The 14,362-nt window shown below is 45.0% G+C and carries 9 protein-coding genes; all 9 read left to right on the top strand.

Going from position 1 to position 14,362, the window contains the following annotated elements:
* Positions 1–2: 2 nt before the first annotated feature.
* The 9 genes from FKG96_RS19180 to FKG96_RS19140 all read left to right on the top strand — a co-directional run bounded on the left by FKG96_RS19180 (position 3) and on the right by FKG96_RS19140 (position 14,356).
* Complete coding sequence (locus tag FKG96_RS19180) at positions 3–1,535, top strand: ADP-ribosylglycohydrolase family protein (protein ID WP_130855308.1); 1,533 nt, start codon at positions 3–5, stop codon at positions 1,533–1,535.
* 84 nt (positions 1,536–1,619) lie between these two features.
* The gene (locus tag FKG96_RS19175) at positions 1,620–2,504 is read left to right on the top strand and encodes an NAD(P)H-binding protein (protein WP_130855309.1); all 885 of its coding nucleotides are present in this window, start codon (positions 1,620–1,622) and stop codon (positions 2,502–2,504) included.
* Positions 2,505–2,514: 10 nt separating this feature from the next.
* Positions 2,515–3,438, top strand: coding sequence for an AraC family transcriptional regulator (locus FKG96_RS19170; RefSeq protein WP_130855310.1), 924 nt, complete (start codon positions 2,515–2,517; stop codon positions 3,436–3,438).
* Positions 3,439–3,545: 107 nt separating this feature from the next.
* Positions 3,546–4,538, top strand: a complete 993-nt coding sequence (locus FKG96_RS19165; RefSeq protein ID WP_130855311.1) for a S41 family peptidase — start codon at positions 3,546–3,548, stop codon at positions 4,536–4,538.
* Positions 4,539–4,782: 244 nt separating this feature from the next.
* On the top strand, positions 4,783–5,373 hold the full coding sequence (locus FKG96_RS19160; protein WP_130855312.1) for an RNA polymerase sigma factor: 591 nt from the start codon (positions 4,783–4,785) through the stop codon (positions 5,371–5,373).
* 90 nt (positions 5,374–5,463) lie between these two features.
* Entirely contained in the window at positions 5,464–6,621 is a 1,158-nt protein-coding gene (locus tag FKG96_RS19155) for a FecR family protein (protein ID WP_130855313.1), read from the top strand.
* 111 nt (positions 6,622–6,732) lie between these two features.
* Positions 6,733–10,164: a TonB-dependent receptor gene (locus tag FKG96_RS19150; RefSeq protein WP_130855314.1), complete on the top strand. Its 3,432-nt coding sequence runs from the start codon at positions 6,733–6,735 to the stop codon at positions 10,162–10,164.
* Positions 10,165–10,174: 10 nt separating this feature from the next.
* Complete coding sequence (locus tag FKG96_RS19145; RefSeq protein ID WP_242627150.1) at positions 10,175–11,869, top strand: RagB/SusD family nutrient uptake outer membrane protein; 1,695 nt, start codon at positions 10,175–10,177, stop codon at positions 11,867–11,869.
* 27 nt (positions 11,870–11,896) lie between these two features.
* Positions 11,897–14,356, top strand: a complete 2,460-nt coding sequence (locus tag FKG96_RS19140; RefSeq protein WP_242627151.1) for a hypothetical protein — start codon at positions 11,897–11,899, stop codon at positions 14,354–14,356.
* Positions 14,357–14,362: the final 6 nt, after the last annotated feature.

Raw genomic sequence — 14,362 nt, 5'->3', positions numbered from 1 at the left:
ATATGATGAATACTTTATTTAAAGTGGCCGTTTTTTTACTCGCCACTTCTTCGGAACTGATAGCAAAAGTCATGGATCATCCCGGCAGGGAAGAAGTGACTATCGATAGGGCCAAATTATTGGATAAGATTAAAGGTGGTTGGGCCGGACAGACGATCGGTGTTTCTTTTGGAAGTTATACCGAATTCCGGCATAACGGTACTTTTATCCAGGATTATCAACCGATTCCCTGGAGCGACGGCCAAATTAAGAAGCTGATGCTGGAATGGCCCGATCTCTACGATGATATATATATGGACTTGACTTTTGTGGATGTAATCGAACGCTACGGGATTGAGGCGCCGGTGGATTCTTTTGCGCATGCTTTTGCTAATGCCGGCTATAATCTATGGCACGCCAATCAAGCCGCGAGATATAATATATTGAACGGGCTGAAGGCGCCCGAATCGGGACATTGGCTGAATAACCCGCACGCGGATGATATCGACTTTCAAATAGAAGCGGATTTTGCAGGCTTAATGAGTCCCGGTATGCCGAATGCTGCCTCGGCGCTCAGTGATAAGGTAGGACATATCATGAATTACGGTGATGGTTGGTATGGTGGGGTATATATGGGAGCCATGTACGCCTTGGCTTTTTTGCATGATGATGTCGGTTTTATAGTGAAGGAAGCTTTGAAGACGATTCCGGTAGAAAGCAGTTTCTATCAATGCCTCGCGGATGTGATTCGCTGGCACGACCAATATCCCGACGATTGGAAGAAAACCTGGTTTGAAATTCAACGTAAGTGGACGGAGGAGGTAGGTTGCCCGGAAGGTATTTTTGCTCCGCTTGATATTGACGCCAAGGTGAACGCTGCCTACGTGGTATTGGGCCTGCTTTATGGCAAAGGTGATTTTACCAAAACCTTGGAAATTTCAACGCGTGCCGGCCAGGACTCGGATTGTAACCCTTCTTCTGCAGCAGGTGTACTGGGTACTATTTATGGCTATAATAAAATTCCGGACTTCTGGAAAAAGGGCTTAAGGGATGTGGAGGATATGGATTTCAAATACACGCGCATGTCGCTCAACAAAGTATACGATATTAGTTATAAGCACGCTTTGGAAATGCTACGTAAAAATGGAGGGGTAGTGACACCGACACAAGTAAGGATTCCGGTGGAGCCGATCAAAACCGTAAAATTGGAACAAAGCTTTGAGGGCGTGTATCCAATTGCAAAGCAAAGCATCAACCAGAGCATTTCCGATGAGTTTTCGTTCGAAGTGGAAGGTACCGGTTTTGTACTGCGGGGTGCCGCTAATCGGAACGTTGGGGTAGCAGCGGACTATGTTTTTGACGCGGAGTGTTACATTGACGGAAAGTTAATGGAACGAGCAAAGCTGCCGACTGCTTATCGCACGCGAAGGTATGAGCTTTTCTGGAAATATCAGCTGCCAACGGGAAAACATCAGGTACGTGTACGGATAAAAAACCCAAGTGATAAACATCATGTGCAGGCCTGGGATTACATTGTGTACAACGAGCGAGACTAAGTTTTTTAACTACAAAATAGATCGATTCGGCTACATCCATTTTTATGCAAATAGGGACTTTTGTACAAATAAAATGCATAAAAAATGAAGATTATAGTAACAGGTTCTTTAGGACATATCGGTAGTCCGCTAACGGAACAATTAGTAAAGAGAGGACATGCGGTAACACTTATTAGTAGCAATCCCGATAGGCAAAGGGATATTGAAACACTGGGTGCAAAAGCTGCGATCGGATCTTTGCTTGACAGTGAGTTTCTTGAACAAGTATTTCTTGGTGCGGATGCAGCCTTTTGTATGATACCGCCCGACTTTACGCAGCCCGATCAAATCGTTTATTACGAATCTACCGGAAAAATATATGATCATGCTATACGGAAATCCGGTGTGAAAAGAATTGTTCATTTGAGCAGTTATGGAGCACATTTGCCATCGGCGACCGGCATCATTACGGGTTCTTATCGTGTGGAGCAGATGTTGAATAAAATCCCGGCTATTAATTTAACGCATGTTCGTCCAGGTTTTTTTTATTATAATTTGGAGTCTTTTATCGGAATGATTAAGACAGCAGGATTCATAGGCGCTGTTTATGGCGGTAACGATCGATTACCGATGGTTTCGCCACTGGATATTGCAGATGCCGTAGCGGAAGAGCTAACGCTTGTAGGGGAAACAAGGCCGATCCGGTATGTGGTCAGCGATGATCGTACGTGCAATGAGGTTGCCACGATTTTGGGTAAGGCAATTGGTATGCCTGATCTGAAATGGTTAACTTTACCGGAAGATGAGGTGATGAAAAACTTGCGGGATAGAGGAATGCGTCAGGAGACAGCGGAAAAGCTGATCGAATTGGGAATGGCCATTCATAACGGAAAATTGCGAGCGGATTTTGACGAGCATCCACCAGCATTTGGGAGGGTATCGCTTGAAAGTTATGCAGAAGAGTTTGCGCATGTTTTTCATCGTAACTAATTAAAAATTTATGTCTGTACCAAGGCGTATTAAATCCATTAGTGAATTTCATAAGCTGCGCAATTTGCCTGAGCCCGAACATCCATTGGTCAGCGTGGTGGATTATCGGCTCATTCAGCATGATTCTTCTTATGATTGGGACAGCTTGATATTGGACTTTTATTCCATTTCTTTAAAGCGAATGAGCAATGCGAAGATACGCTATGGTCAACAGGTGTATGATTTTGATGAGGGGGTGCTATTTTTTATGGCACCCAATCAGGTGTTTAGTATTACGAAAAGTAGCGATGCTGCTATGCAACATGCCGGCTGGCTACTGCTATTTCATCCGGATTTCCTTTGGAATACATCTTTGGCCAAGGCGATTAAAAAATATGATTTTTTTGATTATGCAGTGAATGAGGCTCTATTCCTCTCAGCAAAGGAGGAATCGACCTTAAATGGCATTATTCAAAACATTGAACAGGAATATCAAACGAATATCGACAAATTCAGTCAACCTATTATTATTTCTCAAATAGAGACCTTACTTAATTACGCTGATCGCTTCTACCAAAGGCAATTTATCACCCGACAGGTAAGTAACCACCAAATACTCGATCGGTTGGAACGGCTGCTTGCCGACTATTTCGACGATGGGGATTTAATGCATAAAGGCTTGCCGACTGTAAAATATATATCCGATAGTTTGCACGTATCGCCTACCTACCTCCGCAACTTGCTCCAGCTATTAACCGGGCAAAGCACGCAATGGCATATACACCATAAAGTCATTGAAATAGCGAAAGAACAATTGTCAACAACTGATCGGTCGGTGAGCGAAATAGCCTACAACCTGGGCTTTGAGCATCCGCAAAGCTTCAGTAAGCTCTTCAAAAGTAAAACAAACTTGACACCCCTAGCTTTTCGGGCTTCATTTAACGGATGGAGTTGATAACATAATACGTTAAACTATCTTAATTGTTAATGTATTGTTAATCCGGTGGGGGACCCGCATGACACTGAATCGGCATTTTTATATTTGTTGGTATGATGTTTAAAATGAACCCTATTAAAATCAAAAAAGCCTTATCAATAGCCTTATTATTGTTTAGTGCATCCGCAAGTGCACAAACCGTCGGTGTTAAAGATGTACATGATATTGTGCAAAAATTGACAGATCAGTTGGTGGAGGTATATCCGTTTCCCGAAATATCTGCCAAATATCAGCAAGCCATATTAAGAAATGAAAAGGCTGGTCGTTACGTAGGGTTATCTGAAGATTCGCTGGCTAAGAAGTTAACGGAGGACTTACGTACTGTGCATAAAGATGTGCATCTGCGGGTCATGAAAAATGAGGAAACCTATAAGCGTTTATCGGCACCTTCAGGCCGTCGATCGGACGACAGCACAGAACTAAAGCGTATGAAAACTCAAAATTACGGCTTTAAAAGTGTACAGATCGATGGTGCTAAATCTACCGCTTATATTGATATCCCCGGTCCGTTTTGGGGAACACAAGAATCCTTTGAAATGGCATCTGCAGCTATGAATATGGCAGCTCACAGTAAATATGTGATCCTTGATATCCGCCATAATCCAGGTGGTACCGGTCATATGGGACGTTTTATCGCTTCTTATTTCTATTCGCCCGGAAATGAAAAATTTTATCTGAACGGGTTTTACAAAAATCGTAAAATGGACGAGCAGGAGTGGACCTATTCGTATGTGCCCGGTAGGAGAAACCCGGATGCTAAAGTATACATTTTGGTGGGGCCTGGAACGGCTTCCGCATCGGAAGGCTTAGCTTATGCCATGCAAAAGCTTGGTAGAGCAACCATTGTGGGCGATACCACGGCAGGTGCCGGTATTGCGGGGTCTTTTGTTCCGCTCAAGCGAAATCTGATCGCTTTTGTTCCGGTAAAGATGGTGGTCGCTCCACATTCCGATGAAGGATGGGAGGGTACCGGTGTCATTCCTGATGTGTTTTCAGGTGATGAGGACGCATTGGAAATAGCTCGTAAATTGATTGAAAAGGATCGAAAAGATCAATAGGATTGAGTAGATCGCCGCGATGGCGATTGCGACCATCATTTTTCTTAACGGCAAACAATATGCATTTGGGTCGACGTGAAAATATCAACACTTCTTTGGTTTCGGTCTCAGCTTCGCGTAATAGTAGCTTAATTCGCTAATTAAATCAGCGATTTTTTTTTGCTTGCTCAAGCTTATTAATTTTTTATATATTCGAATATATTTAAGTGATCCTTAAATAGAAGCTGATATAAACCTAATCTTCATGAGCGGAAAAAGAGATCGTGCCTTGTTGCAGCGCTTTATTGCAGGCGATGATTCGGCTTTTGCTGAATTGTACGATGCCTATTGGGAGCGACTTTTTCTGTGCGCCGTCCGCATTCTGGATAACGAGGATGACGCAGAGGATGCCGTTCAGGATACGTTCGTTTCATGCTGGAAGTATCGGAAATCAATAGAGCATGTTGAAAATATACAAAGCTATCTATTGGCAATTGTCCGTAACAATGCGGTCAAGATTATTAGGCGCAATATCGAAACTCGTCATTATCTAAGCTCAATTAAGTCTTTTTTTGATGAGTTGGCAGGTGCATCGGACGAAGCTTTCATGGCAAAAGGCCTGGAGCAATTCTTTGAGTCTGAAATTGAAAAGTTGCCAACTAAAATGCGGGAGATTTTCCTGTTAAGCCGTAAAGAGGAGCTCAGTCATAAACAAATTGCCGAACGACTGGGCATATCAAATGAAACGGTAAAAAAGCAGATATACAATTCACTTAAAACGCTACGCGAAAAATTGAATAAAGACCAGTACAGCGCCTTAATACTGCTGGTGATGATCAAATTCTATTGCTTATAAACCAAATCTTCATTTTTTTTCAAATTAATCTACCACCATTTCCATTTTTGCTACTCTTATAGGAAAGACCTTTATAAATCATAAATACCGATGACCGAAGAGGAAATCAAAATCTTGCTGGAACGTTATGCCAAGGATCGATGTACGCCTGATGAAAAAAAATGGGTGGAAGCTTGGTTGCGCCATGTTGAAGAGCAATCGGATTGGTCTTGGAGTAATCGGGAACACTTGGCCGAGGTGAAGCAGCGTATTGCCGGTAAAATCGAGCAAAGCGTGTCGCTTCGGTTGCGGCGACGCGTACCCGCCTATTACCGTTTCGCTGCCATTGCGGCCTGCTTTTTAGCGGTAGTGACGGGAATTGTTTTTTGGCAGAAAGCGGAACAGCCGCAATTACAGGCGGACCATATAATCGCTTTACCGGAGCAGGTTGATGGTGCGCGGCTCACTATGTCTGATGGAACCGAAATTGACCTTGGAAGTTTAAAGGGGGGAGGCGTAAGCCAAACTGAAGCTGGTATCATAAAAAAGGGAATGGACAATAGCATCAGTTACGCATATCGGTCAGAGACAGAAGATAGGGCTTCGGAAGAGAAATGGAATACCTTACGAATTCCTCCGGGAGCCAGCTATCACTTGCTTTTACCCGATGGTAGTAAAGTCTGGCTGAATGCCTGCTCTGAACTTTCTTTTCCTTCCGCCTTCGGGAGGGCAAGTCGAAAGGTAATATTGAGAGGAGAAGCGTATTTCGAGGTGAAGCAACAAGCACAGCAACCTTTTTTTGTGGAGGCGAATGGGACTATGATAGCGGTAATGGGCACTGCATTCAATGTGTCCGCTTATCCGGACGAGAAGGAAGTGCTGACAACGTTAACCGATGGCGCCGTTGCCGTGTCCTTAGCTAAACAGAGAGTGGTATTAGAACCGGGCGAGCAGGCAAGAGCAGATCGTGGCGGAAGTCATTTAAGCAAGTCAAAGATAGATCCCGAAATTTTTGTGGCATGGAAGAATGATTATTTCGTGTTTGATGACCTTGATATTAAGTCTATTATGTATCAGATTGCACGTTGGTACAACACAGAAGTGGTGTTTCAGGGGACTATTCCGACAAAAAAGTTTGGAGGTACTTTCTCACGTACGAAACCTATCGAGGAATTGTTAAGCCACCTGGAGCGATTGGGAGGCTTAAGGTTTAAGCTAGAGAATGGTTCTTATTTTAAAAAAGGAAGGAGGATTGTTGTTATGCCTTGATATTTATTTACAAAGGGAGTTACAAAAATACCGGAAATGTTCACGGCACTTCCGGTACATGCTAGGTAACCAATTTTTGTATACTACAATTATTAATTAAAACCTATACAAATGTACAAAAAATATACTACCAAAAAAGGTGGTAAGGGATACCCTTGCCTATTAAAACCTATACTGGTTATGAAATATGCTGTTTTCCTGACAATGGTGTTTTACTTCCATCTGGAGGCTGCCGTACGTGCACAAAATGCGACACTTTCAGTAGAGAACCTGTCCTTGAAAAGTGTTTTCAGAATATTAAAGAAGCAAACGGGATACGATTTTTTGTATGCCACCGACGACCTTTCAGATGTGGCACCGGTGACTGTTCATCTACACAATCGGCCTCTGTCTGAAATATTGGACCGTTGTTTGGAAGGGCAGCCACTGATTTACAAAATCGACAAATCTACGGTATTGCTGGAACGGAAGAAAGCCGTAGTATCACATCCGGTAATACAACAGGAAGTGTCTGTTAAAGGAAAGGTGACGGACAAAGACGGTGCGCCAATGCCTGGTGCATCAATCTACCGGAAAGACCGCCAAAACAGTGGTACAAAAACGAATATGGACGGCGAATTCTCTTTGCAGGTGTCAAGAGATGCGGTCTTGGTAGTCAGTTCGATCGGTTTTGTTAAAAAGGAGATCGACATAAGCACGATAGATATACGACAACAGCTTGTAATTCAATTGGAACGTGAAGAGGCTTTACTCGACGAAGTAGTGGTTGTTGGTTATGGGACCGTTGCCAAAAAGGATTTGACAGGAGCCGTTTCGAGCGTGCAGGGCGACCTGATTACCGCCCGTAAAACGACGCAGATATCACAGGCTTTGCAGGGAGCGGTTCCGGGTTTGATGGTGACTCGTAATAACAACGCACCCGGCTCGTCGGCCACTATACGGGTACGGGGTATCACAACCATCACCGATGGAGGGCTAAACCCGCTTTATATTCTTGATGGGGTGCCCATTGACGATATCAACAGCGTAAACCCGAACGATATTGAAAATATTTCCGTATTGAAAGACGCAGCCTCAGCTTCTATATATGGCTCGCGCGCGGCCTCAGGGGTGATTCTTATTACTACCAAGAGGGCAAAGGAAGGGCAGATAGGCTTGGATTATTCGGTCGAATATGGCTGGGAAAAAGCTACCCAATACCCTGAATACGTTGATGCAGTTCGTTATATGCAGCTGACCAATGAGCTACGTTGGAATGATAACGGTAACAGTGAGAATCAATACCCGATCTATACGCAACAGTTGGTGGAAAATTATCTGCAATTGAATGGCGAGAACCCGGACGCTTATCCCATTACTGATTGGCGTGGACTCATGTTGCGCGACTTTGCACCAAGACAGAGTCACGTACTGGGTATCTATGGAGCTAATAAATTTATAAAAACCCGCGCGTCTATCGTGTATGATAAAAACGAAGCTTTTTATGACGAAAGAAGTTATGATCGGATCACAACCAGAATCAATAACGACTTTACCATCGGAAAGTATTTAAAGGCGAGCGCCGACCTTAGTTATCGGCGAACCATTACCAAAAATGCGGTTTTTGATGCACGATCGCTGAACGAGGATGGCCGGGCCACTACGCCGATGTATAAAATGGGTATTATGCCACCTATTTATGCGGCTCTATGGTCAGATGGACGAATCGGGGCGGGTAAAGATGGTGCTAATATCTACGCATTGATGAAAGAGGGGGGCTTTGAGCACTACTGGTACAATCAAGTGGGTGGAAAAATAAGCTTGGATTTTACACCTCTGGATGGCTTGAAATTATCGGGCGTTTTCTCTCCCTTTCTAAATTTTGATAAGGCCAAGGTATTTAACCGAAAGGTACCTTATACTACTTTTAGCGACCCGGAAACGATTGCCGGTTATATTGAACAGGCCACGGAGACGAAGTTGCAGGAGGAACGCAACGACAGTCACCGCTATACCGTACAATTCCTGGCGAATTACACCAAGCAGCTGGGTGATCACCATATTAATGCGTTAGCGGGCTATGAGTACTTTTATGCGTTTAATGAGGATCTGGGTGCTTCACGTGGTCAATATTTACTGACGAACTATCCCTATCTCGATATCGGTCCGTTGGACTATCGCAATAACAGTGGCAATGCTTATGAAAATGCCTATCGGTCGTGGTTTGGCCGGATAATGTATAACTATCAGGATAAGTATCTTCTTCAGGCTAACATTCGCTATGATGGCTCATCACGTTTCGCTCCCGCCCATCGCTGGGGCTCCTTTCCTTCGGTTTCGGCAGGCTGGGTGCTGTCTAACGAAGACTTCTTAAAGGATCAATGGAAACCGCTGTCGTTTTTAAAACTACGAGCGTCTTACGGTACGCTAGGTAATGAACGTATTGGCAACTATCCTTACCAGGCTTTGTTGTCATTTGAGAATAAATCCCTCTTTTATCAGGGAAACACCATCATCGCCGGACAGTCGGCTGCGCAATGGCAGTATGTGATCCGTGATATTTCTTGGGAGACTACCTCTTCGTTCGATATCGGACTGGATGTGAACTTTTTTGATAACCGGTTGAGTTTTGTAGGCGACTATTACAAAAAGACAACCAAGGATATGTTGTTAAAATTGGAAATTCCGGATTATGTGGGCTTCGATAATCCGGATCAGAATACAGGAAAAATGTATACAAAGGGCTGGGAAGCGCAGATTGGTTGGAACGACCGTGCCGGTGATTTCCGTTACGGTGCCTCCTTCAATATATCCGATTTCATCTCCCGTATGGGCGACTTAGGAGGAACGGAGTTTATCGGCGATCAGATAAAAATCGAAGGGAGTGAGTTTAATGAATGGTATGGCTATCTGTCGGATGGTCTGTATCAAACACAAGCGGAAGTGGATAATTCGGCCAAACTAAACGCCAATGTCCGTCCGGGGGACGTCCGTTACAAGGATATCAGTGGGCCTGACGGTGTTCCCGATGGCAAGATATCGCAGGAATACGACCGAGTTTTGCTGGGCGGTTCCTTGCCGCGCTACATATTCGGTGGTAACTTCAACGTAGGCTATAAAAGTTGGGATTTATCTTTCGTTATCCAAGGTGTCGGAAAACAGAACAGCCGACTGCATCAGGACATCGTGCAGCCGCTCCGCGAAAACTATGGTAATTTTCCGGCCATCTTGGACGGAAATACATGGAGCTATTACCAAAGTGATGAACAAAACTTACAAGCTAAATATCCCCGCTATTCGAATACTTCTGCCGGAAATAATTATGCGATGTCTGATTATTGGCTCATCAATGGGGGCTATCTCCGCTTGAAGAATGTGACCATAGGTTATGCCTTTCCACAGAGATGGATGGATAAAGTACATCTGAAAGGATTGCGGATATATGGAACCGTGAACGATGTTTTCGCCATTCATAATTTTCCCAAAGGCTGGGATCCGGAAATGAATACGCTCGGTTATCCCATCACCAGAACTTTTTTAATCGGTGCTTCCGTAAAATTTTAACGAAATGGATATGAACTTTTCAGTAAAAACATACATCTATGCAGCGTTTACACTGCTTTTGGCCTCCTGCGGTAAATTGGATCTGAATCCGCTATCACAAGGATCGAGCGAAACTTGGAACTCTACACCGGAAGAGATTGAGATGTCTCTGAACGGTTTGTATAAAGCTGATTTTTGGATGATGGATCAGGATGAGTGGACCGACGACTGGATTTATCGGGATGGGTTAACACCAATTACAAACGCAACGCTTGATGGGCGAACACAGTTTGTGAGCGACTGGTGGAAAAATACGTATAAGTGTATTGCAAGGGCCAATAACATTGTGGCCAGTGTAGACAGGGCGGCAAATCTGCTGTCGCAGGAACAGCGCGATCGTTATGTTGCTGAAGCGCGTTTTGTGCGCGCTTCCCAGTATGCGCGGCTTCTAACGCATTATCGTAATATCATCTATACGGAAACGATGATGGACATTGACGAAGCTATGGTCGCTGAACAAGCCGACCCTACCATGGTGCTTCAAAAGATCTATGAAGATTACGATTTCGCAGCGGATAAGCTAAAGATTAGTTACGGTGCCTCAGAACCCAAACGGGCGACTGCCGGAGCGGCGTTGGCGCTGAAAGCGCGTATTGCTTTGTATATGGGCGATTGGGAAACGGCAAAAAATGCTGCAAAGGCCTGTATGGATCTAGATGTGTATCGCCTGCACGCGGATTTTTCGGAGTTATTCCTCTCCAAAACGAAGAACTCGATTGAAACGGTTTTTGGATTTCCGCGTTCGATTGTCCTTAATGTTACCAAAGGAGATTGCCAGAACTATGTGCCCCGTAATGCCGGCGGATGGGGAGCGAAAGCGCCTTCATGGGATCTTTTCTGTGCTTTTCTGTGCACAGATGGCTTGCCGATAGACGAATCGCCCTTGTTTGATCCACGAATGCCTTTCCGAAATCGTGACCCCCGTTGTGCTAAAACCATTGTCGAGTTTCAGACACCACATCTAGGTTATATCTATCAGCCACATCCCGATACACTGACGGTCTTAAACGTGACTAATGGCACAAGGGTTGAGAATAGGGATACCCGTTCGGTTGCGCAATACGCTTCTTTTAACGGGCTGCTTTGGAAAAAGGGCATCGATGAGGATTGGTTGAAAAATTCATGGCAGGTGGAACCCGATCAGATTATCATCCGCTATGCGGATGTACTCCTTATGTATGCGGAGGCTAAGATTGAATTGGGCGAATTGGATGATTCCGTAACGGAAGCGATTAATCTGGTACGGGCCAGAGGCTATGGCGTTGACCTCGGCGATACACAAACCTACCCGGCTGTGCAATTGAGTACGCAAGACCAAATGCGCCGGATTGTGCGGACGGAACGCCGGATGGAATTTGCGCTCGAAGGTATTCGGTACATGGATATCATTCGTTGGCAGTTGGCAGAAAAGGTGCTGAACAGAATAAACTATGGCATGCTCGATGTCGATGATTTGCGGGCGAAAGTGATAAACACAGGTTTATGGTTTTTTCCGCAGGTACCGTTGATTGATGAAGATGGTACGGCCGATTTTTCGGCTATGTATAGCGCGGGACAGATTAAACAGATCGCTGTACGGAAGTTTGACGCAACGCGGCAATATATTTGGCCTATACCTACCAATGAGGTGCTAACCAGCGGTTTAAAACAGAACCCTAACTATTAATTCAATACCAAAAGAAAGATGTTACAAATGAAAAAAATAGTAGGTTATGCGCTGTTGTTCTGCTTACTGAGCGCTTGTGCAGTACAAGAACCTAAAGAGCCGATCCAGATCAGTGGCATTTATCCGCATCTAGCAATGTATAATGATGAGGGCGAATGTGGTACGGGCGCTGTGGTGCCTTGGCAGGATAGGTTATGGGTGATTACTTATGGTCCGCATCTCCCTTTCGGCTCTTCAGACCGTTTATATGAAATAAAGGAGGATATGGAACGGACAATCCACCCGGAAAGTATCGGTGGTACGCCTGCCAATCGTATGATTCACCGTGAAAGTAAACAACTGTTCATCGGCCCATATGCAATTGATTCGACTCGACAGGTACGGGCCATTCAGTACAAAGATATGCCGGGTCGTCTGACGGGCAATGCCCGCCACTTGACGGATCCTGCCAACAAAATATACTACGGAACGATGGAGGAAGGTTTTTATGAGGTGGATGTGCATACGTTAAAACCGCAGTGGCTCTTTGCTGATGAAAATTTGAAACCGGAGCAAAGACGGCAGGTACCCATGGCCAATTTAATCGGATGGCATGGTAAAGGGCTTTATTCAGGACAAGGGGTCCTGGTATACAGTAATAACGGCGAACGGGGGGATAGTGCGCTTCATCATTTCAACGCGCCTTCCGGCGGTCTGCATGAGTGGGACGGCAAGCAGTGGAAAATGATCCGTAGAAATCAATTCACGGAAATAACGGGTCCGGGAGGTATTTATGGAAATGTTAATCCTGGTGAGGATCCTATCTGGACCGTCGGTTGGGATCATAAATCGGTGCTGTTGGGTGTGCGGGGAGCTGATGGTTGGTCATTCTTCCGCTTGCCGAAAGCAAGCCATAGTTATGATGGCGCCCATGGTTGGAATACCGAATGGCCGCGGATCAGAAATATAGGTACGGCGGAGAAACCGGACTATTTGATGACTATGCACGGTTTGTTTTGGCGTTTTCCAGGGAATTTTAACCTTAGGCAAACAGCTGGTGTCCGCCCACGATCGGCATACCTTAAGGTGATTGGCGACTTTGCAAGATGGAACGATCGCTTAGTTTTCGGCTGCGATGATTCAGCCGAGCGGGAGTTTCTGAATAAACGAAAGGCAAAGGGGGGCATTGAAGGCCCCGGACAATCGAATTCCAATTTATGGTTTACTTCGTTGGAAAAACCTGATCTGCTAGGACCAGCTACCGCCGACGGCTCGGTTTGGCAGCAAGAGCATGTAGGCGCCGGACAGCTCTCCGATCCCTTTTTGTTTGCAGGTTGGCCGATCCGGTCCTGCTGGTTGTCGAATGACGGTAAGGTTGAAACAAGCTTCACGTTTGAAGTAGATCTGTCAGGTAATGGGCAGTGGCAAACACATAAGGTGGTGAAGGTGTTACCGGGAGAAGCGATACAGGTACCCTTTGATAGGGAAGAAAAAGGAGAATGGATACGGATTAAAAATGCAGTGACAACAAATGCTAGTGCACATTTTACTTACGCACAAACTGAAAAACGTGGACGGGATGCAGCTGATCTTTTTGATGGCCTTGCAAAGACATCTACCTTCAACGGTGGCTTATTGTACGGTTTAGGCGATCAACGAAAGGCCATGGGAATGGTGGCCAGACAATACGAAAAGGGTGAATTAAAAGCGAATATCGGATATTATGAACTGAATGAAAAAATGCAGCTCGTTGCCAAGAAAGATGATACAACTGCAAGGTTTATCGAGCAGCGTTTTGCTATACCCAAAAAAGTGGTACATGTAGATAGCGCTTCGGTACTGATTATTGATGATAAAGGACGCAGATGGCGACTTCCAATGGGGAATAAGTCTTTTACGGAATTAATCCATGAGGGAACCTTGCGGATATGCCGCGAAGTGGCTACTGAACGCGATTTGTTTAATTGCCATGGTACCTTTTACGAGTTGCCTGCAGAAAATGCGGATGGCTTTGCAAAGTTGAGACCGGTAGCCTCGCATGCGTTCAACATGAACGATTACGCTTCTTACCGAGGGATGTTGATTATGACGGGGATAGACCCCTCGCAGCTGGAAGTAAACCGAAACGAACATATAATTGTCTCAGAAGATAAGAAGGCTGCGGTTTGGGCCGGTGTGATTGATGATCTATGGAAGCTCGGCAAGCCAAGGGGGGAGGGCGGCCCTTGGAAAGATAGCGAGGTGCGTGAAGGCATCGCCTCCGACCCGTATTTAATCGGGTTCTATGATCAACGGAAATTGAGAATGTCCCACCAGGCAACGGAAAGCGTGATTTTTACTATGGAGGTAGATCCAGGAGGCGATGGTAATTGGATACGTTATAAATCGATCAAGGTACGGCAAGGCGAAAAGGTCGATTTTGATTTTCCGCCGTCATTTCAAGCACGATGGATCCGGTTTAAAGTTGATCGAGATTGTGTTGCAACCGCTTGGCTTTCTTATAGTTAATTTCGA

The sequence above is a fragment of the Olivibacter sp. LS-1 genome (assembly GCF_008245145.1).
Lineage (GTDB): Bacteria > Bacteroidota > Bacteroidia > Sphingobacteriales > Sphingobacteriaceae > Olivibacter > Olivibacter oleidegradans.
This window is presented reverse-complemented; position numbering and strand designations above follow the sequence as displayed.

Coding starts and splice junctions, on each gene's coding strand:
- FKG96_RS19160 (WP_130855312.1), top strand. CDS start 4,783: ATGAGCGGAAAAAGAGATCGTGCCTTGTTGCAGCGCTTTATTGCAGGC.
- FKG96_RS19140 (WP_242627151.1), top strand. CDS start 11,897: ATGAAAAAAATAGTAGGTTATGCGCTGTTGTTCTGCTTACTGAGCGCT.
- FKG96_RS19155 (WP_130855313.1), top strand. CDS start 5,464: ATGACCGAAGAGGAAATCAAAATCTTGCTGGAACGTTATGCCAAGGAT.
- FKG96_RS19150 (WP_130855314.1), top strand. CDS start 6,733: ATGTACAAAAAATATACTACCAAAAAAGGTGGTAAGGGATACCCTTGC.
- FKG96_RS19165 (WP_130855311.1), top strand. CDS start 3,546: ATGAACCCTATTAAAATCAAAAAAGCCTTATCAATAGCCTTATTATTG.
- FKG96_RS19145 (WP_242627150.1), top strand. CDS start 10,175: ATGAACTTTTCAGTAAAAACATACATCTATGCAGCGTTTACACTGCTT.
- FKG96_RS19180 (WP_130855308.1), top strand. CDS start 3: ATGATGAATACTTTATTTAAAGTGGCCGTTTTTTTACTCGCCACTTCT.
- FKG96_RS19175 (WP_130855309.1), top strand. CDS start 1,620: ATGAAGATTATAGTAACAGGTTCTTTAGGACATATCGGTAGTCCGCTA.
- FKG96_RS19170 (WP_130855310.1), top strand. CDS start 2,515: ATGTCTGTACCAAGGCGTATTAAATCCATTAGTGAATTTCATAAGCTG.